We start from the raw sequence: 22,094 nt of genomic DNA on the forward strand, positions 1-22,094 counted from the left end.
AAATAATATGGTTCAAAATGCTAAAATGAAAAATATTGGAAAAATGCTGTTGAGCTGGGCGGCGGTAATCGTTTTAGTTGTTGCAGTTGTGATTTTTACGATTGTGAAAGGCACAGCATTTTTCTCTGTGGCAAACCTTCTGAACATTCTTCGTGCAATGTCTGTTGTTACGATTTTTGCTCTTGCTGCAACAGTATCTATGGCTCCGGACGGATTTGATATGTCAGCCGGAACACTGGGAACATTCAGTGCCTATGTGTTTGCCGCATCATTTCTGTGGTTTGGGCTTCCGCTCTGGCTTGCGGTTGTAGTAACTATTTTGTTTACTATGTTTTCATATTTACTGACGATGTTTCTGATTCTTGTATGTAAGATTCCGGATATGCTGGCAACCTGCGCACTCCAGTTTGTACATGCAGGTCTGGGTTTGGCATTTACAGGTGGAAGCGCTGTTTCTGCAGGACTTGGTGTTCCGAAATGGGTAGCAAACCTTCGTGGCGGTGATACAAGTCCGCTTCGGGGAGGCTGGACTGAGGGCTCTCAGAATATCGGAAAGTCTCCGTATATAATTATTATCATGATCGTGTGCGTGGTAATCTGCTGGGTTCTGTTGGAACGTACCAAACATGGACGCTATCTCTATGCAATGGGCGGAAATAAAACGGCGGCAAAACTTTCCGGTATTAATGTAAAGAAATACCGTTTTATGGCAGGTATGTTTGCGGCTCTGTTTATTGCAGTAGCAGGTATCGTTGTATGCTCCCGTAACTCTGCAGCACAGATCAACGGATGCGACAGCTATCTCATGAGTTCTCTGGCAGCAGTATTTATCGGACGTTCTGTAGGTGGGGCGGAAAGACCGAATGCCCTTGGTACAGTTGTAGGAGCGCTTTTAATTACTGTTCTTGAGAATGGTCTGACAATGTGCGGTGTCGTTTATTATGTACTTCCGGCAGTTAAAGGTGCAGTTCTCTGCCTGGCGCTGGTTGCAGCTTATATCACAGTAAAAGAAGATTGATAAAAAATGAAATGGAGGGTTTGAAATGTCTAAATTTGATACATATTTTTTAATGACTACAGAGGATGCTATTGAGTATGCAAAATTGAAAGTTCCGCAGATGGAATGGGATGCGGAAAGTATGGAATGTAAAGAAATTGGAGATGGAAACCTGAATTATGTTTTTAAAGTAACAGATGGCAGGGGTCACAGCGTTATTATTAAACAGGCAGGCGGTGTGGCGCGTATTTCGGAAGATATGAAATTGGATACAGACCGTAATCGCATTGAGTCCGAGATATTGGTACTTCAGGGAAAACTTGCACCTGGATATGTACCGGAAATATATTTTTATGATACGGTTATGAGCGCCTGTGGTATGCAGGATCTGAGTGATCACGAAATTATGCGTACAGCAATGTTGGAGCATAAAATTTTTCCGAAATTTGCAGATCAGATTTCTACTTTTATGGCTCAGGTTCTGATGGGAACTACAGATGTGGTGATGGATCATCAGGAAAAGAAAGACTTACAGAGAAAGTTTATTAATCCTGAGTTATGTGATATTTCAGAGGCGCTTGTCTACACAGAACCATATAATGATGAAATGCACAGAAATAATGTATTCGCTCCAATAGCAGACTTTGTGAAAGAAAAACTTTATAATGATGAAGAACTGCATTGTGAAGTAGCAAAACTTAAAATGGATTTTATGACAAGGGCGCAGTCTTTGATTCATGGAGATTTACATACAGGTTCTATCTTTATTAATGAAGACAGCACTATGGTATTTGATCCGGAGTTCTGTTTCTATGGACCTATGGGATATGATATTGGAAATGTTATTGCCAATATGATTTTTGCATGGGCAAACGGAGACGTGTATGGAAAAACTGAGTTCTGTACATGGGTAGAAGAAGTAATTACAGATGTTGTGAATCTGACAATGGAAAAAATGCGTGCTTATTATGAAGAACATGTAACAGATACTATGTGCAAAAATGAAGCATATAAGAATTATTATATGGATACTATTCTGTCTGATACATCTGCAGTTACCGGACTGGAGCTGATCCGGCGCATTGTGGGGATGGCAAATGTAAAAGACATTACCAGTATTGAGGACAAAGAAAAGCGTGCCCGGGCGGAGAAAATCTGTATTACTGCAGCGATTGACTTTATTAAAAACCGAGACACGAAAAAATGTGGCAGATGTTTCCTTAATACATTAAAAGATGCTATTGCTGCAATAGATGCGTAACAGGCATGCTACTGCAATTACGAAAGGAGAATACAGTTATGGAAAATGCTTTAAATCTGGACACAGTACGACTGGCAGATAATAAAAAAGAAATCGTTATTCTTGATCAGACGCTTCTTCCCAACCAGTGTAAATATTTGAGCATTAAGGAAGCGGGAGATATTTGGGAGGCGATTTATTCTCTTCGGGTACGCGGCGCTCCGGCTATTGGTGTGACTGGTGGATATGCTTACTATGTGCTGGCAGATCAGATTGAAACAGAAGATAAGCAGGAGTTTATAAAAAAATGTACTGAGATGATGGAGTATATCAATTCATCGCGTCCTACAGCAGTAAATCTTTCCTGGGCTTTAAACCGTATGCATGATGTTATGTTGAATGAAATTCATAACATGAGCATATCACAGTTAAAAGTGCGTCTGATGGAAGAAGCGGATGCAATCCGTCAGGAAGACATTCAGATCAGCCGAAATATTGGGGAATATGGATTTAAGCTGTTAGATGAGCTTGGAAAAGGTGTGGGAATTATGACACACTGCAATGCCGGAACGCTGGCAACTGCAAAGTATGGAACAGCGCTTGCGCCTATGTATATTGCTCTGGAACATGGCTGGGATCCCAAAAACGATATGCATGTATACTGTGATGAAACTAGACCTCTTCTGCAGGGAGCGCGTTTAAGTGCATATGAAATGCAGGCAGCGGGAATCGATACCTATGTGCAGTGCGATAATATGGCTTCGTATACAATGAAAGAAGGAAAAGTAGGAATTATATTTGTAGGATGTGACCGTGTGGCAGCCAATGGTGATTTTGCAAACAAGATTGGAACCAGTGGTGTGGCGATTATTGCAAAACATTATGGAATCCCGTTTTATGTATGCGCTCCGTCTTCTACGATTGATATGACACTGGAATCCGGAGATGAGATTCATATCGAGCAGAGAAAAGGCGAAGAAGTTACAGAGATGTGGTATGAAGAGCGCATGGCTCCGGAAGGAGTCGGAGTGGTAAATCCTGCCTTTGATGTGACAGATCACAGTCTGGTTACAGGAATTATTACAGAGAAGGGAATTGCATACGCACCGTTTAAAGAATCTTTTGAAGCTATGGGAATTAAACCGGTTGAAAAATATGTAGATAAAAAATAAACAATAAAAGGGCGACCACAATCGCCCTTTTATTGTTAATAATATCGTACAGAATTTTTGGTGAGCCATTCTTTCCATTCTGGAGAAAATTCACAGTCCGTAATAATAGCATCCATTTTTTCCAGGGGGATAACTGCAGAAAAAGAAGTCTTATCCAGCTTTGTGTGATCCACTACAAGAAATTTCTGGTGGGCGTGCTGGAGCGCAATTTTGTAAAGCATGGCAGAATCTTCATTGATATCTGTAACGCCAAATTCCATACAGACGCTCCGGCAGGAAACAAATGCTTTGTCAAAAAAGTATTGCTGGAGAGAGCGGACAGTTCCGTTTCCGGTGAAGCCTTTGGTTCTGGCAGAAAATTCACCTCCGGTAAGAAACAGACGCACGGTGGAAGAATGCGAAAGAATATTGGCAATTTCCAGAGAGGTTGTAACGACCGTTAATTTTCGGGTGATGATTTTTCGTGCAATATACCAGGAAGTAGTGGATGAATCAAGAAAAATAATATCGCTGGGCTGAATGAGAGCATCACATTTTTGTGCAATGATTTCTTTTTCAGGGATACGCAGTGCCTGTCTGGTTGTAACATCCAGATCATTCTGAACTCCTTCCAGTATGTAGGCTCCTCCATGAGTGCGTATAAGTTCCTGATCTTTTTCCATTGCACGGAGATCACGGCGAATAGTTTCTTTAGTCACGTTCAGACGTGCGGACAGATCAGAGATAGTAACACTTTTTTGTTCCTGAAGCAGTTTTTTGATGGCTTGTTTACGGGTGATTGCTAACACAGCGAAAAGACTCCTTTCATATATTTAAGCATCTTTGTTTTAATTTAAGATATCATGGTTTAAGTGAAAAATCAAATACAACAACCGCACATGGAAGAAGTTTGAATATTGGAGATATTTTGATGAGTTCTGAGCTGATAAGCAAAGTTTTTCTTATAAATAGGATAAAAAGAACAATATATACAAAATGCACAACTAATACGGAGATAAAACAACAAAAACGGACAAAATAATTGACAAAGCAAACAAAAGTGATTAAAATATAGTTAAAAATGAAAATGATAATTTGCGTATAACAGAAAAAACTATTCAATAAGTACAAAGATAAGGAGGCAGAATATGAAAAAAATTATTAATGCGCCGGAAAATTATGTAGACGACATGCTTAAAGGGATTTATGCGGCCCATCCGGATCAGGTAAAATGTGCGGAAGATGATCTTAGAAGCTATTGCATTGCACACAAAAAAGAAGGAAAAGTTGCTATTATTACCGGAGGAGGATCGGGCCACCTTCCATTATTCCTGGGATATGTAGGAGAGGGACTTATTGATGGATGTGGTGTAGGCGGTGTATTCCAGTCTCCGTCTCCGGAACAGATTTATAAGATTGCAAAAGAGGTTCATGCCGGAGCAGGTGTGTTGTTCCTTTATGGTAATTATACCGGAGATATTATGACATTTGATATGGCATCAGATCTTTGTGATATGGATGACATTGAATGTAAAAGTATTGTTGGGGCTGACGATGTAAATTCACATGCAGATCCAGATACACGCAGAGGTGTGGCTGGAATCTATTTTATGTTTAAGGCAGCAGGGGCAAAAGCAGATGAAGGCGGAACGCTTGATGAAGTAATGGCTGCAGCGCAGCTGGCAAAAGACAATACACGTACTGTTGGATTTGCTCTTACACCTTGTATTATTCCGGAAGTAGGACACGCAAATTTTGAATTGAAAGAAAATGAAATGGCAATGGGAATGGGAATCCATGGAGAACCTGGTGTATGGAATGGTCCGTTAAAAACATCCCGGGAGATTGCCGAAGAATCCTTAACTACGCTTCTTGGGGATATGCCCTTAAAAGAGGGAGATGAAATTTCTGTTCTTATTAACGGACTTGGAGCAACTTCTGTTGAGGAATTATACATACTTAGCAATGATGTAAACGAAATTCTTACAGCCAAAGGAATTCGTATTTACAAAACTATTGTAGGTGAATATGCAACATCTATGGAAATGGCAGGCGCATCTATTTCTATATGTAAAATGAATGATGAGATGAAGCGCTATATGGATCATCCGGTAAACACACCGTTTATCTGCCAGAAATAATCATAGATTTGAGGAGGTTTCATATGGAAATAATTACATTTGACCATATACCGGATCTGTTTGCCTCTGTGGGTGAACTTTTTGTAGAGAAAAAAGAGGAATTATGCGAAATGGATGCCCGGCTGGGTGATGGTGATTTAGGACTTACTATGAGTAAGGGATATGGTTCTCTTCCGGAGCTGATACATAATGAAATGGATGGAGCTGACGGAGATATAGGGAAACTTCTTATGAAATCCGGAATGAAGATGTCAGGACTTGTCCCCTCTACAATGGGATTTCTTATGTCCAGTGGTATTATGGAGGGTGGAAAAAATTTAAAGGGAAAGACAGAAATAGATGGAAAAGGGCTGGCAGCATATCTTATGGGATTTGCAGCCGGTATACAAAAGAGAGGTAAATGTCAGACAGGACAGCGTACAATTTATGATTCTGTATTCCCGGCAGCTCAGGCAGCTGAGGATCTGATCGAAAAGAAACCGGAAGCTTCTCTGATGGAAGTAGTGACAGCGGCGCTTAATGCTGCAAAAGAAGGCGTAGAAGCGACCAGAAATATGGTTCCTGTATTTGGAAAAGCAGCAGTTCATGCGACACAATGTGAGGGTGTTGTCGATCAGGGGGCGGTTGCCGGTTATTATAAGATTTTGGGACTTTATCATTACATATGTGCTGAGTAAAAAGGCTGGGGCGATTTATTCGTCCCAGCCTTCGTAAAATCGGATATTCACAGAAATATTCCGTACAATATCTCCTTCCTGAAGCTCCATATCTTCTTTATCAGAAACAGACGGGAGATTGCAGTCATCCTCAGAAAGTTCCAGAGAAATCCAGTTATACGCTGCCTCATTTGCATTATCAATGGCATCGTCCAGAGTGTCGCCGTCAGCATAGCAGCATTCCAGATCCGGGAAAAATCCATGATAAGTTCCATTTTCAGTTTTGCGGAATACCGCAGGATAAATAAATTTCATATACACCTCCTACTGTTTGTTACAAAATGTTATGAAAAGTATTGTAACATATTCTCACAGCGATAGAAAAGAAAAATTATCTGTGAGAGGGAAATTTGGGATATGTAATTTTATAAAAAGCTTACGATATCTTTGGTTTCTTTGCGTTTGGGGCGTTTAGGCTCCTCGGCAGGTATGCCTACGGCAATCACGGAAACAATGATTTCTTCCTCTGGAACAGAAAGAAATTCTCTTATTTTCTGGGCATCCCGTATGCCGATGATCAGAGTGCCGTAACCCAGTTCTTCTGCTTTGAGAACAAGGTTTGCATTCTGCAGTCCAAGATCATAACAGCCCCAGCCGTTTTCAAGTTCATTGTCTGCAGTTCCGTTCTGTTTGAAGCCGGAGCGGTTGCGTACAAAGGTTGTAACAATAAGGGTTGCATTTTCAGATTTCAGGGCATTGCCGGAAGGAAGGCAGTCTGCGCGAAATTGCCGGGTCATTTCTTCGGACAAAAGACAGTAGTAGCGGCCTGTCTGGGAATTTTTCCAGGATGGCGCTTCCTGGGCAGCCTGGATCATTTCCATAATATGTTCTTTAGGGATCCGGTGTCCGGCGCTGTATTTGCGGACACTTCTTCTTTTTTCGATCAGCTCTTGAAATTCCATATATGTTTCTCCTTTACGTGTATAAATGAAGTATTTTATTGAAAGGTGAAGGTTTCATTGTTTAAAATCAGCAGAACTACAGAAGCGTTGCATTCACCTTTTGCTCATATTAAGCAGATGTTCTGTCGGTTTTTGGACAGTTATATCAGATATTACTATTATGACATTTTTTTGAGGATTTGGCAAAGAGAATATGGTTTATGATAAAAATAAAAATAAATCACCCACAAATGTTGCCACACCTTGAAAGTATGTGAAAAACTGTTAGACTAAAATTGTTCGGTGCGAATGAAAAAGAAAAAGATTCCCACGTTGTCTGAGAACTATAAGAGGTATCTGGCAGCGTGGGAATTTGTTTTTTATAGTTCTATAGAAGAATCAGGAACAAACAGTACAGTCAGAAGGAACTGGTTTGTATTTACAGTTATAAATTTACAGTAATATTTATGGAGATGAAAGAATGAGAAAAATGAAAAAGTTATGTGCAGTGGGACTGGCTGCGTTGTGTCTTGCAGGAGGCATGTGCAGCGTCAGAGTGGCAGAAGCATCAGAAAATATGGAAAAGCAGTCTTGTGACCAGATGCTGTATTCTGCAAGGATGTGGGAAAATAATGGCAATGTTTATACTGTATATAATGTAAATGCAGAGGGATATACATCTCTGTCAGGAAATTATATGGACACCATTGCCGTATATGAGAATAAAATTTACTGGAGAAAAAATAACGGGGAAGAAAAAGATCCGGCCCCGATCATACGAATGAACCTGGACGGATCCGGGCAGGAGGTTCTGGCAGAAGATGCCCATCCTTCCACTTTTTTGTGTATTGACGAAGGATTTATTTATTATACTGCTGCAGATGAAAAGGGAAATCAGAAAAGCCGCAGGATCAATCTGGACACAGGAGAAAATCAGGAGGCCCTGCCTTACAGATTCAGAGCAGGCAATGAAAACTTCTGGTTTTCCACATCTCTGGATAATGGAATGTGGTACTGTTCAGAACCGGGATACAGAAATATCAGATCAATGTCAGGAGTGAATGGGCTTCGTCTGGGGGCTTTGGATCATAAGCTTTATTATATGGTACAGGGGGAGGATTCTTTATATACAACCTGTTCCTTTGATGTTCACACAAGTGAAACAGAGATATTGCTGAGAAATCAGAAGGCCAAAAGCATTGTCAGCGGAACTGGATTGTACTATAAGCAGGAAAATAACGGGTATACCACTCTGTATCGAAAAGATCTCCGTACAAGTGAGGAAACCAGCTATGACCTGGGAGAATTTCATTTATATATGGGCGGCGGATTTTATGAATTAGAAGATAAAATCTGTTTTACGCAGTTTCGTCCAGAGTCGATGAATGATAATGCAGAGCTATGGGAGCTGGATACACATACAGGACAAAAAAGGCTGATCGGGCAATGGTATAATTCAAATGCAGTCAATGCGGCAAAGGAACCATGATTTTTAAAAATAAATCTTGACAAAAAGAGAGCAGAACACTATAATGAACATTGTTCATATTGAAAATAGTTTCAAAGGTGTGATCAGGGAAACAGGAGAACGATAGAATGAATACAGTTGTTACCTCCAGGGCAGCGATTCTTGAAGCCAGCAGGCAGCTGATCCGGGAAAAAGGCTGGGCTGCGGTGAACATCAGAAGTGTTGCCGGAGCATGTGGAGTTTCGGTAGGCTCTATTTATAATTATTTTAATTCAAAAGCAGATTTGATGGCTGCTACCGTAGAAAGTATCTGGTGTGATATTTTTCATTTTTCAGATGAGGATGCGTTTGACAGCTTTACAGAATGTATCCAGTGGGTGTTTACCAGTCTGGAAAAAGGGGAACAGAAATATCCCGGATTTTTTGCACTTCACTCCGTAGGTTTTGCCGCAGGCGAAAAGGCAGGAGGGCAGCAGTTAATGGCCAGGTCCTGGAATCATATGCGTAGGGGATTCTGTATGGTGATGGCTCAGGATAAAAAGATCCGTCAGGACGCCTTTGATGAGTCCTTTACCAGAGAAATGCTGGCAGAGCTTGTATTTTCCCTGATTCTTGCGGATATGCTGCAAAAAAAATATGACAGCAGTTCTATTCTGGAAATGGTCAGAAGACTGATTTACTGATAGTTATGTGCAGAAGCAGATGTTTCTGCACCTTATTTGGAAACAAAGTGAACAATGTTCAGAAAGGAGGAACAGGAAATGTTCAAAGTAAAAAAGAATATATTGCTTATGATCGCATGTTTGGTATGGGGAATTGCAGGAATCAATATTCTGCGCATAGGACTTCTGGTATACCCTTCCTATGTTACTGTGGGAAATATTGTTCTTTCTGTTATGGTGTTTACTGTTTTTCAGTATTTTATCTTTGGAAAACTGGTAAAAAAACATACAAAGAGAATACGGGCATACGAAGAAGAAAAACAGTTTTTTCTGAAATTCTTTGATGTGAAATCTTTTGTGATCATGGCTGTTATGATGACAGGAGGGATTTATATTCGAGAGTCCGGTCTTGGCCCGGAGGTATTTATTGCTGTGTTTTATTCCGGTCTTGGCGCCTCACTTTTGCTGGCAGGGATTCTTTTTGGCAGAAATTATTTCAGAGAAATCCGATTACAGAAAAAAACAGCATAGAAATGCTGTGAAATAAATAATAAAAAAGGAGACAAATATTATGCAGGCTTTTGGAGAAACTTTATTTGATGTAGTTTATCTTGTTCTGGTTATTACCGTAGGAATCAAAATGATCAGACAAAGCAAAGGAGACAGACAGTATCGTCTGTTTGGAATTATGGCAGTCACTTTGGGATGCGGAGATGCGTTCCATCTGGTTCCACGGGCATATGCGTTATGTACAACAGGACTGGAAAACTATACAGCAGCTCTTGGTATCGGTAAATTTATTACCTCTATTACAATGACTGTATTTTATATTCTTCTGTATTATGTATGGAGAAATCGTTATAAGATTGAAGGAAAAAAAGAAATTACAATAGCCGTATATGCGATGGCAGCTCTTCGTATTGTACTCTGTCTGTTTCCTCAGAACGCCTGGACAAGTGCCGATGCGCCGTTGTCCTGGGGAATTTACAGAAACATTCCATTTGCAATTCTTGGTCTGATCGTGATCGTTCTGTTTTACAGAAGTGCGAAAGAGCATAAAGACAGAGATTTCCGCTGGATGTGGCTTACCATTGTACTGAGCTTCGGATTTTATATTCCTGTTGTACTCTGGGCAGACACCATACCGGCAGTTGGAATGTTGATGATTCCAAAAACCTGCGCTTATGTATGGACAGTTATGATCGGATATTATGCCATGAAAAAACAGGCCAGATAAGATGCTATGCTATTGCAGCCTACTGCTTTCGGGCAGGAGGCTGGCGGAACTGTTTTTTATAGGCGCGGGAAAAAGTGGTGTAATCTCGGAAGCCGCTTTGTAGAGCCGCTTTTATAACCGGCGTTCCCTGAGCGATCAGAGAGCGGGCAAGGAGGAGCCGTTTGCTTGTAACATAATTATGGATGGTACAGCCGGTTTCCTCCTTAAATTTTCGCATCATATGATATTTGCTGAAAAAGAACCGGGATGCCAGAGCGTCAATGGAAAGATCTTTTTCAAGATTCTGGTTGATATATGACACAAGCTGCTCTACATGAGAGTCAGAGGAATAGGATTTTTGGTCAGTAATATACTGCTTTTGCAGAAAAATGCGGTTTACATGAACCATAAACTGAGTGAAAAGAGCCTGTTTCAGAAGCGGATCTCCAAATTGTGTACCGGACATGGATGCTTCCAGTTCACAGAGAATATTTTTTATCTGCTCCATAAGACGGGCATCCAGACGTATCAGGCTGAAGCTGCGGTCATTTGCTTTTTGGAAACAGGTATTTAGCTCAGAGGCTTTCAGATCATCTTTGATCCACAGAATAAACCGCTCATAGGGAAGCGAAAAGTCGATTTCCGGCATATGAATGGAGCCCCGGCTTATCAGCAGCATATCCCAGGGCTTCAGATGGTATGCTTTTCCTTCTATATGATAGGTGACTTTTCCAGAGAGAAAAATAATGATTTTATGAAAATCATGATAATGATAAAAATATTCTTTTTCAGTCTGATCTTTAATGTGAAACAACCGGAAGTCTTCTTTCAGATATCCGGTTTTTTCTTTTTGGACGGGAATAAAAGAATTCTCTGTCGGTTCTGAATCGCAGGAAGCAGACCGGGTATCCAGGTGGTCAGAAGAAGTATTCATGGGCTTCAGCTCCTTTATTGATTATGTTCAGTTTATCGCAGATAAGGAATTACTGCAAGTGTGGACATTGGATAAATGCTCAGGCTGTCGGGTATAGGGCAAATGACAACAGGAGCATTTTTTGCAATATCATTGGCATTTTATCCTATATACATAGAAAAAATATCAGATATAATGGTATTATAATAAACGTGAACATAAGATTCAATGGAGGGTTTTTAGATGGCAGGCTGCATTACAATGGTGAAATATCAGGGACTTGGCAATGATTATCTGGTTCTGGATCCAAACAAAAATCGTGTACAGCTTCAGGGCAAAAAAATTGCTCTTATGTGTCAGAGAGGATTCGGACTGGGAGCAGACGGAGTTCTGTACGGACCTGTGGAGATCAATGGCAAAACAGGTGTGCATATTTTTAATGCAGACGGAAGCGAGGCTGAGATCAGTGGAAACGGAGTAAGGATTTTTGCAAAATACCTTATGGATCAGGGCTATGTGAAAGAAAAGAAGTTTTCGATCGAAACGTTGTCCGGCCCTATTGAAGTAGAATGTCTGAACAGCCGTGCAACAGAGTTTCGTGTAAATATGGGAAAGGCTTCCTTTTTGTCAGAGGAAATACCGGTAACAGGAGAGATCCGTGAAGTGATCAATGAGGATTTCTCTTTTCAGGGAAAGGCTTACAAAGCAACCTGTCTGACAGTCGGAAATCCTCATTGCATTATTTTTATGGACAAAGTCAGCAAGGAGATGGTAAAGGAACTGGGACCTTATGTGGAAAATGCAGATGAGTTTCCGGAAAGGATGAACCTCCAGATCTGTCGTAAGATTGACACAGGAAATCTGGATATTGAGATATGGGAAAGAGGTTCCGGCTATACAAAAGCATCCGGTACCGGAAGCTGCGCGGCAGCAGTGACCGCCTACCGTCTGGGAATGGTGGAGAGCCGCGTAAATGTGAACCAGCCCGGCGGAATGATCCAGATCGACATTACGGATAACGGTGATGTTTATATGACCGGAAGTGTTGGATATATTGCGGATATGAGGGTTGCGGAGAGCTTTTTCTCCTGATAAATAAAAACATAAAACGCCGTTGTTTTGCGGATGAAATGACTGAATTCTTTCTGGGATAAGGGAAATTTCATTTGTAAAGAAACGGTGTTTTTTTATTGCCTGAAAACAGCATTCATATCCCCCGTGGGGACTTGTGAGTCTATTATGCAACATGATATAGTGTTGTTTAATGAACATTTCCTGCATGATTTTTATATGCTTTATAAAAAGAATAAAAGGGAGGGAGTTATGGGAATCAGGGAAAAATATTACAATAATACGAGAAAACCTGTGGGACTGTTGGGAAAACGTATGGTAAATACCATGAATACAGGCCATGCAGAGGTATCTGACTGGGGAATGGATCATCTGAAAGAAATAAATCCGTGTACGATTGCAGAACTGGGATGCGGTGGTGGACGTAATGTGGAACAGCTGCTGAAAAAATATCCGGATGCTTCTGTAACTGCATTGGATTATTCAGCTGTTTCTGTTAAAAAGACCTGTCAGGTAAATAAAAAAGCCATACAGGAAGGCAGATGCAAGGTTGTACAGGGAGATGTTTCAGCCATGCCTCTGGAAGATGAGTCCGTGGAGCTGGCAACTGCATTTGAAACAGTTTATTTCTGGCCGGGACCATTAAAGAGTTTTCAGGAAGTATTCAGAATATTAAAGCCAAAGGGCTGTTTTATGATCGTAAATGATACAGACGGCACCAAGGAAATCGATCAGCAATGGGTTCAGATGATTGATGGAATGCATTTATACAACGAAAAGCAGCTGACGCAGTATTTGCAGGAAGCAGGATTTTCTGGAACCAGAGTTTATAAGGATGAAGAAAAAACTGGATTTGTGTAATGGGAATAAAGTAAACCGTTTTAAAGGAGAAAAAAATGAAAAACACATTATGGAAACGCTTATTAATTGCAGGAATTTCGGGGACAGTTGTATGTTCAGCCGGAGGAATCACTGTTCAGGCAGAGGAAACACAGGAAATTACATTTACAGATCTTGACGGACAGGAACACACATTTGAAGAACCGGTAGATAAGGTGATCATTCAGTGGACAGCTGCAGGCGGTCCGTTTTTTACCATGGCGGCTCTGTTTGGAGAAGATCTGACGGATCATATGGCAAATCTGGATGCCGGTCTGCAGGAAACAAACGCAGATATGTGGGAGGTATTTACTGAAGATGTTCCGGAATTGAAGGAGCTTCCGGATTTTGGTTCACTTGGTGACAGTACATTTAATATGGAAGCAGCTGTTTCCAGCGAAGCGGATGCAGTTCTGGTTCCCATAGGTCTGAAGGAAGCAATTGTGGACGGAGGATATCAGGACAAGTTTGAAGCAGTAGATATTCCGATTGTGTACATTGATTTTCATGCAGAGGTCCTGGAAAAACATATTCAGTCTATGGAAATCATGGGACAGATGTTTGGCGAGGAAGAGAGAGCTCAGGAATTAATTGATTTTTACACATCACACGTAGAACCGGTATATGAAAAAGTAGATGAACTTTTAAAAACAAACGAAAGACCTGTAGTTCATATGGAGGTTGGTTATAAAGGTCCGGAGGGACTGCCCGACAGCTTTGCCAGCGATTACATGTGGGGAAAACTGGTACATCTTGCAGGAGGAGTTCCAAGTGGTGAAGGCGTTGTAGAGCACAGAGGAGATCTTCAGCCGGAATTTCTGTTAAAGCTGGATCCGGAAAAGATCATTTTTGCAGGCCTGTATGCGCCTGAAACACCAGGCTCTATCCGTATGGGATATAAAAGCACAGAAGAAGAAACAAGAAAACTGGTGGACGATTATTTTGCAAAGAGAGACGGCTGGACAGAACTGACAGCATACAAAAATAAAGAGGTTTACATTGTACAGCAGGTTCTTTCCCGTTATATTTTTGACTGTGCTACCATAGAAGCGCTGGCGCAGGCAATCTGGCCGGAAGAATTTGCAGATTTGGATCCGACAGCTACTCTGAAAGAATTTTTTGATGAATTTCTTCCGTTTTCCTTTGGCGGTAACTGGTTTATGAGGTATTAACCAGTATGACGACAGGAGCTAAAACAGAAGAAGTATTTCGTTATAAAGAAAATACCAGAAAAAAACTTCTGATCATTATCGGAGGACTCTGCCTTTGTATCATCAGCTTTCTGATGGAAGTTTTACTTGGCGCATCTGAAATGCCTGTGCCGGAAATTCTGAAGGCGCTGTTTTGTCCGGGAAGTGTTGATAAAATTTCCAGAGTGATTGTCTGGCAGATGCGTCTTCCGGTAGCAGTAATGGGAATCGTGGTAGGGGCTTCACTGGGATTGTCCGGTGCAGTCATGCAGACGATACTGAATAACCCGCTGGCAAGTCCCTACACTCTGGGACTGTCTGCCGGAGCCGGATTTGGCGCCTCGATTGCTCTGACAACAGGATTGGGAGCGCTTGCGGTATTGGGAAACTTTCTGGTACCTATGTGTGCGTTTGTTTTTGCCCTGATGGCGTGTATGGGAATTTATTTTATCAGTAAAGTCAAACGTTTTACATCGGGGATCATGATCCTTGCCGGAATCGGTATGGTATTCTTTTTTGAAGCCGGGCAGTCATTTCTCCAGTATATGGCTTCTCCGGAAGAACTGTCCAATATTGTTTTCTGGACTTTTGGAAGTCTTATGAAAGCAGACTGGTCCAATGTTACAATGATAGCAGTTGTATTTTTGCTTGCATTTGTATTTGTATTTACAAAGTCCTGGAAAATGACAGCCATGAGCATTGGAGATGAAAGAGCAAAGAGTATGGGCATTAATGTGGAACGGCTTCGTATGCAGATGTTTATTATGATTTCTCTTCTGACTGCAACAGCAGTGGCATTTGTTGGAAGTATTGGTTTTGTAGGAATTGTAGGTCCTCATATTGCCAGGATCTTGCTGGGCGAGGATCAGAGATTCTTTATTCCAATGTCTGCTCTTGGGGGAGCGGCTATTTTGTCCATCGCATCGGTTGTGTCAAAGATAATCGTTCCGGGCGCGGTTTTCCCCATTGGAATCTTAACGTCATTGATCGGTGTGCCGGTATTTTTTGCATTGATTCTCAGAAAGAGGTGAAGTACATGCTGGAAGTAAAAAATCTGTCATTTAGTTATGGGAAAACTTCTGTTCTGGACAGGATCAGTTTTTGTGCCCGGCCCGGCGAGATCACAGCTATTATAGGCGCAAACGGTGCGGGGAAGAGTACCATCTTAAAATGTATTGCCGGTTTGAATAAGGGAACCGGAGACGTTTTGTTTTGCGGGAAAAATCGCAAAGATTTATCTTCTGATGAGATTTCCCGTACGGTCAGTTATCTGAACCAGAATACGGTATGCGATGCAGAGCTGAATGTTTATGAAATAATCCTGCTTGGACTTCTGAATGACTTGAAGTTCAGAATTACAGATTCTGATATGGAAAAGGTAGAGGAGATTATGCGCCTGTTATCGCTGACTCCTTTTGCTCACAGAAGGATCTCGGAGCTGTCAGGCGGACAGCAGCAGCTGGTTTTTATAGGGCAGACACTGATAAAAAATCCCAGGATCATCCTTATGGATGAGCCTACAAGCGCCCTGGATCTGAACCGTCAGTTTTATCTTATGGACCTTCTGAAAGAAATTACAGAAGAAAGACAGTTTACAACAGTGGTAACGCTGCACCACCTGGATATCACTGCGAAATATTCCGATCATGTGGTTGTGATCGATTCGGGAGGCGTTTATCAGGACGATAAACCGGAAAAGATTTTTACCTCAGAAATGTTAAGAGATGTTTATCGTGTGGAGTCAGAACTGTACACAGATCAGTATGGGAAACATCATCTGGTTCCCATTGACAGAGTGATATAATGTATATAAGACGCCGGTTTCTGTTTTTGAGAGACCGGCGTTTTTGTCCTGTTTACCGGCTTCTTTTGCTGCTTCTCTTGAAGTTTGGCAAAGGATATGGTATGCTAGGAACACTTGATATGTGCCGTTTTTTGGAACTGGCATTGTCTTGACAAATATAAAGAAAGTAGGTGAAGCTGTGGTTGAGTTAGATCAGTTCAAGAGTATTCTTGCAACATACACAGAACCATTAGTGGAAGTGAGGGATTCACTTTGACCTGGCTAATAAAGAAAAGCGGGTTGAAGAATTAGAGCGCGAGATGGAAGCGCCTGATTTCTGGGATGATGCAGAAGTGTCCCAGAAAAAAATGAAAGAGCTGAAAAGCATGAAGGACGATATGGAAACCTATCATAACCTGGTAACACAGATGGATGATATGGAAACCATGATCGAGATGGGGTACGAGGAAAACGATCCGGATCTTATTCCTGAAATTCAGGAAATGCTGGATGAGTTCCGTACTGATTTTGATAACATCAGAGTAAAAACACTTCTTTCAGGAGAGTATGACAGCGAAAATGCCATTATCAAGCTGAATGCCGGTGCGGGAGGAACTGAGGCCTGCGACTGGTGCGGAATGCTGTACCGTATGTACAGCCGCTGGGTAGACCGTAAAGGATTCACCATGGAAGTGCTTGATTATCTTGATGGCGACGAGGCCGGAGTAAAATCCGTTACTTTCCAGGTAAACGGAGAAAATGCCTATGGTTATCTGAAATCCGAGAAGGGTGTACACCGTCTTGTCCGTATTTCACCGTTTAATGCAGCAGGTAAACGTCAGACTTCTTTTGTATCCTGTGACGTAATGCCGGATATCAAAAAAGATCTGGATGTGGAGATCAATGACGAAGATATCCGTATTGATACTTACCGAAGCAGCGGTGCCGGCGGACAGCATATCAACAAGACTTCTTCTGCTATCCGTATCACACATTTCCCAACCGGAATCGTGGTACAGTGCCAGAATGAACGTTCCCAGCATATGAACAAGGATAAAGCCATGCAGATGTTGAAAGCCAAGCTCTATCTTCTGAAGCAGCAGGAGGCAGAGGAAAAGCTTTCCGGTATCCGCGGAGAGGTGACAGAGATCGGCTGGGGCAATCAGATCCGTTCCTATGTTATGCAGCCGTATACTATGGTGAAGGATCACCGTACAAATGAAGAAACAGGAAATGTGGATGCAGTGATGGATGGAGGGATCGATCTGTTTATCAATGCATATCTGAAATGGATCGCCCTGTCAAAAAAAGCAGAGTAGGTTCTGCTCTTCTCTTTATGGGTGCTTTGCAAAAAATACTTGCAGACTGTACTCAGGTGTGATAACATATCCCTCGTAGGAAAACAGGTGTCTTTTTGAAACGGACATCCCTTCGGGGGATATCTTTTTATCATATACAGGAGAAAGGACATGGAAAAAACAGCAGAAAAAAATAAATATTATGTAGTAAAAGAAAGGGCAGTTCCCGAAGTGCTTCTGAGGGTATTGCAGGCCAAGCGCCTTCTTAAATCAGAAAAGGTAAGCACGGTTCAGGACGCAGCGGAGCAGACAGGGATCAGCCGCAGTTCTTTTTATAAATATAAGGATGATATTTTTCCTTTTCATGAACAGGCAAGAGGAAAAACCATTACCTTTATTATACAGATGGACGACGAGCGGGGACTTTTGTCCACGGTTCTTCAGACCATAGCAAGGTTTCACGGTAATATCCTTACCATTCATCAGAGTATTCCTATTAACGGAGTAGCCACACTGACTTTGAGTGTGGATATTCTTCCAGGAAGAGGAAATACAGAAGCTATGGTAGAGGATATTGAGAGAACTGAAGGAATCCATTATCTGAAACTTCAGGGATGAGAATAGCCGGACCATCGAAAAGGCTGTTGTAGGACGGCACAGAAGCAGAAGACAGCAGGAAGAAACTTATATGGGAGGAAGATATGGTAAATATAGCAGTATTAGGATACGGCACAGTAGGCAGCGGTGTCGTTGAGGTTATCAACACAAACCATAAGAGTATTAATAAAAGGGCCGGCGCAGAGATCAACATCAAATATGTACTGGACCTCAGAGATTTTCCGGGAGATCCTGTACAGGAGATTCTGGTACATGATTATGAGATCATCGTCAATGATCCGGAGGTAGATATTGTTGTTGAGGTCATGGGCGGCATTGAACCTGCATATACCTTTGTGAAGCGCGCGCTTGAGGCTGGAAAAAGCGTATGTACTTCCAACAAGGCTCTCGTTGCAAAGCATGGTCCGGAGCTTATGGAGATTGCCCGTGAAAAGGATATCAATTTCCTGTTTGAGGCAAGCTGCGGAGGTGGTATTCCGATTATCCGTGCTTTGAATTCCTCTCTTACGGCAGATGAGATTGATGAGATCACCGGAATCCTCAATGGAACAACAAACTATATGCTTTATAAAATGAGTACCGAGGGTTCTGAGTTTGATGCAGTTCTCAAAGAGGCTCAGGAAAAGGGATATGCAGAGGCAGATCCTACAGCGGACGTGGAAGGTTATGATGCATGCCGTAAAATTGCCATTCTTTCTTCACTTGCCTATGGAAAATTCCTGAATTACGAGGAAATCTATACAGAGGGTATTACAAAGATCACACCGGAGGATATGGAATATGCGGCAGAACTGGGAATGACAGTCAAGCTTCTGGCAACCAGCCGCAAAGTGGGAAAAGATTCCTTCTATGCAATGGTAGCGCCGTTCCTTCTTGGAAAAAACAGCCCACTGTACAGTGTCAACGGTGTATTTAACAGTGTGTTTGTACATGGGAATGTCCTTGGAGATGCAATGTTTTACGGAAGCGGCGCAGGCAAGCTGCCAACAGCAAGCGCTGTTGTAGCAGACGTTGTGGACGAGGCAAAACATCTCCACAGAAATATTATGACAAACTGGACCAGCAGACAGCTTCATCTGATGGAACTGGATCAGGTTGCAGGAAGATTTTTTGTAAGAGTAAAAGGAGCTACTGTAGAGCAGGTGGAGGAAGTGTTCGGAAAGGTTGAGATCGTTAATCTGAAGAAGCTTCCGGGAGAGTTTGCATTTGTGACTTCTGCAATGAAGCAGGCTGAATATAAAGAAAAAGCAGCCCTCCTGAACGGAAAAGTAGTTTCCATGATCCGTGTAAAGGACTGATCTGAGAAGTTCCTGAAAGTAGCCAGGGACAGCTGCTCAGAAGAGCAACCGAATGTCCGGCAGTGAGACGTCGTCGTCGGGAGCGTACCTGAATGTCTGAGATAACAGACAGCGAGGAGGTAATTATGAAATATGTTGTGGTTTTGGGAGATGGAATGGCAGACTGGCCAATGGAAAGTCTGAATGGCGGAACACCTCTTTCCTGTGCCGACACCCCCTGTATGGATGAACTGGCGGGAATGTCTGAAATCGGAACTGTTTCCACCATACCGGAAGGGATGGCGCCGGGAAGCGATACAGCAAATCTTTCTGTAATGGGGTATGATCCCCGAAAATATTACACAGGGAGATCACCTCTGGAAGCTTTGAGCATCGGAGTGGACATGAAAGAAAGCGATGTGGTTTATCGCTGTAATCTTGTGACTTTGACAGAGGAGGATGTTCCTTATGAGGAACAGAGAATCCTGGATCACAGCTCCGGTGAGATCAGTACGGAGGACGCGGCAGTTCTTTTCAATGACGTATGCAGAGAGCTAAAAAACGAAAGCTGCAGTTTTTATGTGGGAACCAGCTATCGTCACTGCCTTGTGTGGGACAACGGAAAAAAACTGGAGCTTACACCTCCTCATGATGTGCTGACACAGACGGTCAGAGATTATCTTCCGCAGGACGAAATGCTTCTTTCCATGCAGAAAAAAAGCTACGAGATCCTGAAGGACCATCCCTTGAATCGGAAAAGAAAAGAGCAGGGACTGAACCCGGCAAACAGTTTCTGGTTCTGGGGGGTGGGCACAAAGCCTGTTCTCACATCTTTTGAGGAGATTTATCACAAAAAGGGTGTGATGATCTCTGCTGTAGATCTGCTTAAAGGAATTGCGGCAGGAGCGGAAATGGACTGCAGGATCGTGGAAGGAGCAAACGGCGGACTTGATACCAACTATGAAGGGAAGGCCCGTGCTGGGGTAAAGGCTCTGACAGAAGAAGGCTATGATTTTGCGTATATTCATGTGGAAGCTCCGGATGAAATGGGGCATCAGGGAAGCGTTGAGCGCAAGATCCGCTCTATAGAATATCTTGACCAGAGGCTGATACGCCTGGTAAAAGCAGGACTGGATGCATCGGGAGAGGATTACCGGATGCTGATCCTTCCGGATCATCCTACGCCTGTGGAGGTACGGACCCATGTGGCGGAACCGGTACCTTATCTTCTTTATGACAGTACAGCTCCCCGGAGCCATAAACGGCATTATAATGAAAAGGAAGCTCTTGAAAGCGGAATCAAAATAGAATACGGCTGGGATATGATGAAATATCTTTTCGGAGGAAAATTATGTTAATTGTAAAAAAATTCGGAGGCACCTCAGTGGCAGACAAGGAGCGTATTTTTAATGTTGCCAGAAGGTGTATCGAGGATTATAAAAAAGGAAACGATGTAGTGGTGGTACTTTCTGCAATGGGCAAGTACACAGATGAACTGATCTCCATGGCACGGGATATCAGTGAAAAACCGCCAAAAAGAGAAATGGATATGTTGTTCACCATTGGAGAGCAGATGTCTGTAGCTCTTATGAGTATGGCAATGGACAGCCTGGGCGTTCCGGCAGTGTCACTTAATGCTTTTCAGGTATCTATGCATACCACAAGCGTACATGGCAATGCCAGACTGAAACGAATTGATACGGAGCGTATCAGAAGAGAGCTGGACAGCCGTAAGATCGTAGTAGTAACCGGATTCCAGGGAATCGACAAATATGATGATTATACAACTCTGGGAAGAGGCGGCTCTGATACTACAGCAGTGGCTCTTGCTGCCGCTCTGCATGCAGATGCCTGCGAGATATATACAGATGTGGACGGAGTTTATACAGCTGATCCACGTAAAGTACCGTCAGCCAGAAAGCTGAAAGAGATCACCTATGATGAAATGCTTGATCTGGCAACACTGGGAGCGGGTGTACTTCACAACCGTTCTGTGGAAATGGCTAAAAAATACGGAGTACCTCTTGTGGTGCGTTCAAGCCTGAATACAAGTGAAGGAACTGTTGTAAAGGAGGAAGTAACAGTGGAAAGAATGCTGATCAGTGGAGTTGCCCTTGATACAGAGGCAGTGAGAATCGCAGTAATTGGTCTGAAAGACCTGCCGGGAGTGGCATTTAAACTTTTTGATGTTCTTGCAAAGAAAAATATTAACGTTGATGTGATCCTGCAGTCTATCGGACGGGCAGGAACAAAGGATATTTCTTTTACAGTGGATGACAAAGATCTTGATGAGGCTGTGGCAGCTCTGGAAGAGCATCAGGCAAGACTGGGATATAAAGAAATCCATTCTGAAAGAAATGTTGCAAAGCTTTCCATTGTAGGAGCAGGCATGATGAGTAACCCGGGTGTGGCAGCAAAAATGTTTGAAAGCCTTTATAATGAAGGTGTGAACATTAATATGATCTCCACCTCTGAGATCCGTGTGACAGTTCTTATTAATGAAAAAGACGGTATCCGTGCAATGAATGCAGTTCATGATGCCTTTAATCTGGCTGATTGATCTGAATATACATATAAAATCCCATTTCAGTTC

23 protein-coding genes are annotated in these 22,094 nt (G+C 42.3%); 19 read left to right on the top strand and 4 right to left on the bottom strand.

Annotated elements, in window-relative coordinates; translation table 11 throughout:
• The first annotated feature begins 7 nt into the window (after positions 1-7).
• Genes LU279_RS00330 through mtnA form a run of 3 tightly spaced genes read left to right on the top strand, consistent with a single transcriptional unit; the run spans position 8 to position 3,409 of the window.
• Positions 8-1,018, top strand: coding sequence for an ABC transporter permease (locus tag LU279_RS00330; RefSeq protein ID WP_243270982.1), 1,011 nt, complete (start codon positions 8-10; stop codon positions 1,016-1,018).
• A 25-nt stretch (positions 1,019-1,043) separates the two neighbouring features.
• The gene (gene mtnK, locus LU279_RS00335; protein ID WP_274419940.1) at positions 1,044-2,258 is read left to right on the top strand and encodes an S-methyl-5-thioribose kinase; all 1,215 of its coding nucleotides are present in this window, start codon (positions 1,044-1,046) and stop codon (positions 2,256-2,258) included.
• A gap of 38 nt (positions 2,259-2,296) precedes the next feature.
• Complete coding sequence (mtnA, locus tag LU279_RS00340) at positions 2,297-3,409, top strand: S-methyl-5-thioribose-1-phosphate isomerase (RefSeq protein WP_274419942.1); 1,113 nt, start codon at positions 2,297-2,299, stop codon at positions 3,407-3,409.
• A 35-nt stretch (positions 3,410-3,444) separates the two neighbouring features.
• Here the strand turns inward: mtnA and LU279_RS00345 are convergent, their stop codons facing one another.
• A complete protein-coding gene (locus tag LU279_RS00345; RefSeq protein ID WP_274419944.1) occupies positions 3,445-4,197 on the bottom strand; it encodes a DeoR/GlpR family DNA-binding transcription regulator in 753 nt (250 codons plus the stop codon).
• Positions 4,198-4,536: 339 nt separating this feature from the next.
• Here LU279_RS00345 and LU279_RS00350 point away from each other — a divergent pair, with 339 nt between their 5' ends.
• Both LU279_RS00350 and LU279_RS00355 read left to right on the top strand, forming a co-directional pair.
• A complete protein-coding gene (locus LU279_RS00350) occupies positions 4,537-5,529 on the top strand; it encodes a dihydroxyacetone kinase subunit DhaK (RefSeq protein WP_274419946.1) in 993 nt (330 codons plus the stop codon).
• Between the two features lie 23 nt (positions 5,530-5,552).
• Complete coding sequence (locus LU279_RS00355; protein ID WP_274419948.1) at positions 5,553-6,206, top strand: dihydroxyacetone kinase subunit L; 654 nt, start codon at positions 5,553-5,555, stop codon at positions 6,204-6,206.
• Between the two features lie 15 nt (positions 6,207-6,221).
• Here LU279_RS00355 and LU279_RS00360 read toward each other — a convergent pair whose 3' ends face one another.
• Positions 6,222-6,500: a type II toxin-antitoxin system HicB family antitoxin gene (locus LU279_RS00360; RefSeq protein ID WP_022068876.1), complete on the bottom strand. Its 279-nt coding sequence runs from the start codon at positions 6,498-6,500 to the stop codon at positions 6,222-6,224.
• Positions 6,501-6,610: 110 nt separating this feature from the next.
• On the bottom strand, positions 6,611-7,147 hold the full coding sequence (locus LU279_RS00365) for a nitroreductase family protein (protein ID WP_274419951.1): 537 nt from the start codon (positions 7,145-7,147) through the stop codon (positions 6,611-6,613).
• A 460-nt stretch (positions 7,148-7,607) separates the two neighbouring features.
• Here LU279_RS00365 and LU279_RS00370 point away from each other — a divergent pair, with 460 nt between their 5' ends.
• The 4 genes from LU279_RS00370 to LU279_RS00385 all read left to right on the top strand — a co-directional run bounded on the left by LU279_RS00370 (position 7,608) and on the right by LU279_RS00385 (position 10,493).
• Positions 7,608-8,615 (top strand): DUF5050 domain-containing protein, encoded by a 1,008-nt coding sequence (locus LU279_RS00370; RefSeq protein WP_274419953.1) that lies wholly within the window; start codon positions 7,608-7,610, stop codon positions 8,613-8,615.
• A 107-nt stretch (positions 8,616-8,722) separates the two neighbouring features.
• A complete protein-coding gene (locus tag LU279_RS00375; protein ID WP_274419955.1) occupies positions 8,723-9,277 on the top strand; it encodes a TetR/AcrR family transcriptional regulator in 555 nt (184 codons plus the stop codon).
• 78 nt (positions 9,278-9,355) lie between these two features.
• Positions 9,356-9,787 (top strand): hypothetical protein, encoded by a 432-nt coding sequence (locus LU279_RS00380; protein ID WP_274419956.1) that lies wholly within the window; start codon positions 9,356-9,358, stop codon positions 9,785-9,787.
• Between the two features lie 40 nt (positions 9,788-9,827).
• Positions 9,828-10,493 carry a hypothetical protein gene (locus LU279_RS00385; protein WP_274419958.1) on the top strand — a complete coding sequence of 222 codons (666 nt, stop codon included), beginning with the start codon at positions 9,828-9,830 and terminating at the stop codon, positions 10,491-10,493.
• Between the two features lie 19 nt (positions 10,494-10,512).
• On the opposite strand, the gene LU279_RS00390 is transcribed toward LU279_RS00385, so the two are convergent.
• Positions 10,513-11,406 (bottom strand): helix-turn-helix domain-containing protein, encoded by an 894-nt coding sequence (locus LU279_RS00390; RefSeq protein WP_274419959.1) that lies wholly within the window; start codon positions 11,404-11,406, stop codon positions 10,513-10,515.
• Positions 11,407-11,628: 222 nt separating this feature from the next.
• Here LU279_RS00390 and dapF point away from each other — a divergent pair, with 222 nt between their 5' ends.
• From dapF to LU279_RS00440, 10 genes are all read left to right on the top strand, one after another.
• Entirely contained in the window at positions 11,629-12,477 is an 849-nt protein-coding gene (dapF, locus tag LU279_RS00395; protein ID WP_274419961.1) for a diaminopimelate epimerase, read from the top strand.
• Between the two features lie 231 nt (positions 12,478-12,708).
• On the top strand, positions 12,709-13,317 hold the full coding sequence (locus LU279_RS00400) for a class I SAM-dependent methyltransferase (protein ID WP_330684508.1): 609 nt from the start codon (positions 12,709-12,711) through the stop codon (positions 13,315-13,317).
• A 35-nt stretch (positions 13,318-13,352) separates the two neighbouring features.
• Positions 13,353-14,507, top strand: a complete 1,155-nt coding sequence (locus tag LU279_RS00405; RefSeq protein WP_274419964.1) for an ABC transporter substrate-binding protein — start codon at positions 13,353-13,355, stop codon at positions 14,505-14,507.
• Positions 14,508-14,512: 5 nt separating this feature from the next.
• Positions 14,513-15,556 carry a FecCD family ABC transporter permease gene (locus LU279_RS00410; RefSeq protein ID WP_274419966.1) on the top strand — a complete coding sequence of 348 codons (1,044 nt, stop codon included), beginning with the start codon at positions 14,513-14,515 and terminating at the stop codon, positions 15,554-15,556.
• Positions 15,557-15,561: 5 nt separating this feature from the next.
• The gene (locus LU279_RS00415) at positions 15,562-16,329 is read left to right on the top strand and encodes an ABC transporter ATP-binding protein (RefSeq protein WP_274419967.1); all 768 of its coding nucleotides are present in this window, start codon (positions 15,562-15,564) and stop codon (positions 16,327-16,329) included.
• Between the two features lie 178 nt (positions 16,330-16,507).
• Positions 16,508-17,627, top strand: a protein-coding gene (prfB, locus tag LU279_RS00420) for a peptide chain release factor 2 (RefSeq protein WP_442870133.1) whose coding sequence is annotated in 2 segments (ribosomal slippage) — positions 16,508-16,570 and positions 16,572-17,627 — 1,119 coding nt in all. Because the reading frame shifts where the segments join, the coding sequence is not laid out codon by codon here.
• 150 nt (positions 17,628-17,777) lie between these two features.
• Positions 17,778-18,224: an ACT domain-containing protein gene (locus LU279_RS00425; RefSeq protein WP_274419970.1), complete on the top strand. Its 447-nt coding sequence runs from the start codon at positions 17,778-17,780 to the stop codon at positions 18,222-18,224.
• 83 nt (positions 18,225-18,307) lie between these two features.
• Complete coding sequence (locus LU279_RS00430; RefSeq protein ID WP_274419972.1) at positions 18,308-19,522, top strand: homoserine dehydrogenase; 1,215 nt, start codon at positions 18,308-18,310, stop codon at positions 19,520-19,522.
• A gap of 125 nt (positions 19,523-19,647) precedes the next feature.
• On the top strand, positions 19,648-20,859 hold the full coding sequence (locus tag LU279_RS00435; RefSeq protein ID WP_274420449.1) for a cofactor-independent phosphoglycerate mutase: 1,212 nt from the start codon (positions 19,648-19,650) through the stop codon (positions 20,857-20,859).
• Positions 20,853-22,061 carry an aspartate kinase gene (locus LU279_RS00440; RefSeq protein WP_274419973.1) on the top strand — a complete coding sequence of 403 codons (1,209 nt, stop codon included), beginning with the start codon at positions 20,853-20,855 and terminating at the stop codon, positions 22,059-22,061. The genes LU279_RS00435 and LU279_RS00440 overlap by 7 nt, the downstream gene beginning before the upstream one ends.
• The last annotated feature ends 33 nt before the right edge of the window (positions 22,062-22,094 follow it).

The organism is Blautia sp. XA-2221, assembly GCF_028767025.1.
Lineage (GTDB): Bacteria > Bacillota > Clostridia > Lachnospirales > Lachnospiraceae > Blautia_A.

What these genes read in the sequence shown, in the direction of transcription:
- LU279_RS00330 (WP_243270982.1), top strand. Translation starts at nt 8, where the DNA reads ATGGTTCAAAATGCTAAAATGAAAAATATTGGAAAAATGCTGTTGAGC.
- mtnK (WP_274419940.1), top strand. Translation starts at nt 1,044, where the DNA reads ATGTCTAAATTTGATACATATTTTTTAATGACTACAGAGGATGCTATT.
- mtnA (WP_274419942.1), top strand. Translation starts at nt 2,297, where the DNA reads ATGGAAAATGCTTTAAATCTGGACACAGTACGACTGGCAGATAATAAA.
- LU279_RS00350 (WP_274419946.1), top strand. Translation starts at nt 4,537, where the DNA reads ATGAAAAAAATTATTAATGCGCCGGAAAATTATGTAGACGACATGCTT.
- LU279_RS00355 (WP_274419948.1), top strand. Translation starts at nt 5,553, where the DNA reads ATGGAAATAATTACATTTGACCATATACCGGATCTGTTTGCCTCTGTG.
- LU279_RS00360 (WP_022068876.1), bottom strand. Translation starts at nt 6,500, where the DNA reads ATGAAATTTATTTATCCTGCGGTATTCCGCAAAACTGAAAATGGAACT.
- LU279_RS00365 (WP_274419951.1), bottom strand. Translation starts at nt 7,147, where the DNA reads ATGGAATTTCAAGAGCTGATCGAAAAAAGAAGAAGTGTCCGCAAATAC.
- LU279_RS00370 (WP_274419953.1), top strand. Translation starts at nt 7,608, where the DNA reads ATGAGAAAAATGAAAAAGTTATGTGCAGTGGGACTGGCTGCGTTGTGT.
- LU279_RS00375 (WP_274419955.1), top strand. Translation starts at nt 8,723, where the DNA reads ATGAATACAGTTGTTACCTCCAGGGCAGCGATTCTTGAAGCCAGCAGG.
- LU279_RS00380 (WP_274419956.1), top strand. Translation starts at nt 9,356, where the DNA reads ATGTTCAAAGTAAAAAAGAATATATTGCTTATGATCGCATGTTTGGTA.
- LU279_RS00385 (WP_274419958.1), top strand. Translation starts at nt 9,828, where the DNA reads ATGCAGGCTTTTGGAGAAACTTTATTTGATGTAGTTTATCTTGTTCTG.
- LU279_RS00390 (WP_274419959.1), bottom strand. Translation starts at nt 11,406, where the DNA reads ATGAATACTTCTTCTGACCACCTGGATACCCGGTCTGCTTCCTGCGAT.
- dapF (WP_274419961.1), top strand. Translation starts at nt 11,629, where the DNA reads ATGGCAGGCTGCATTACAATGGTGAAATATCAGGGACTTGGCAATGAT.
- LU279_RS00400 (WP_330684508.1), top strand. Translation starts at nt 12,709, where the DNA reads ATGGGAATCAGGGAAAAATATTACAATAATACGAGAAAACCTGTGGGA.
- LU279_RS00405 (WP_274419964.1), top strand. Translation starts at nt 13,353, where the DNA reads ATGAAAAACACATTATGGAAACGCTTATTAATTGCAGGAATTTCGGGG.
- LU279_RS00410 (WP_274419966.1), top strand. Translation starts at nt 14,513, where the DNA reads ATGACGACAGGAGCTAAAACAGAAGAAGTATTTCGTTATAAAGAAAAT.
- LU279_RS00415 (WP_274419967.1), top strand. Translation starts at nt 15,562, where the DNA reads ATGCTGGAAGTAAAAAATCTGTCATTTAGTTATGGGAAAACTTCTGTT.
- LU279_RS00425 (WP_274419970.1), top strand. Translation starts at nt 17,778, where the DNA reads ATGGAAAAAACAGCAGAAAAAAATAAATATTATGTAGTAAAAGAAAGG.
- LU279_RS00430 (WP_274419972.1), top strand. Translation starts at nt 18,308, where the DNA reads ATGGTAAATATAGCAGTATTAGGATACGGCACAGTAGGCAGCGGTGTC.
- LU279_RS00435 (WP_274420449.1), top strand. Translation starts at nt 19,648, where the DNA reads ATGAAATATGTTGTGGTTTTGGGAGATGGAATGGCAGACTGGCCAATG.
- LU279_RS00440 (WP_274419973.1), top strand. Translation starts at nt 20,853, where the DNA reads ATGTTAATTGTAAAAAAATTCGGAGGCACCTCAGTGGCAGACAAGGAG.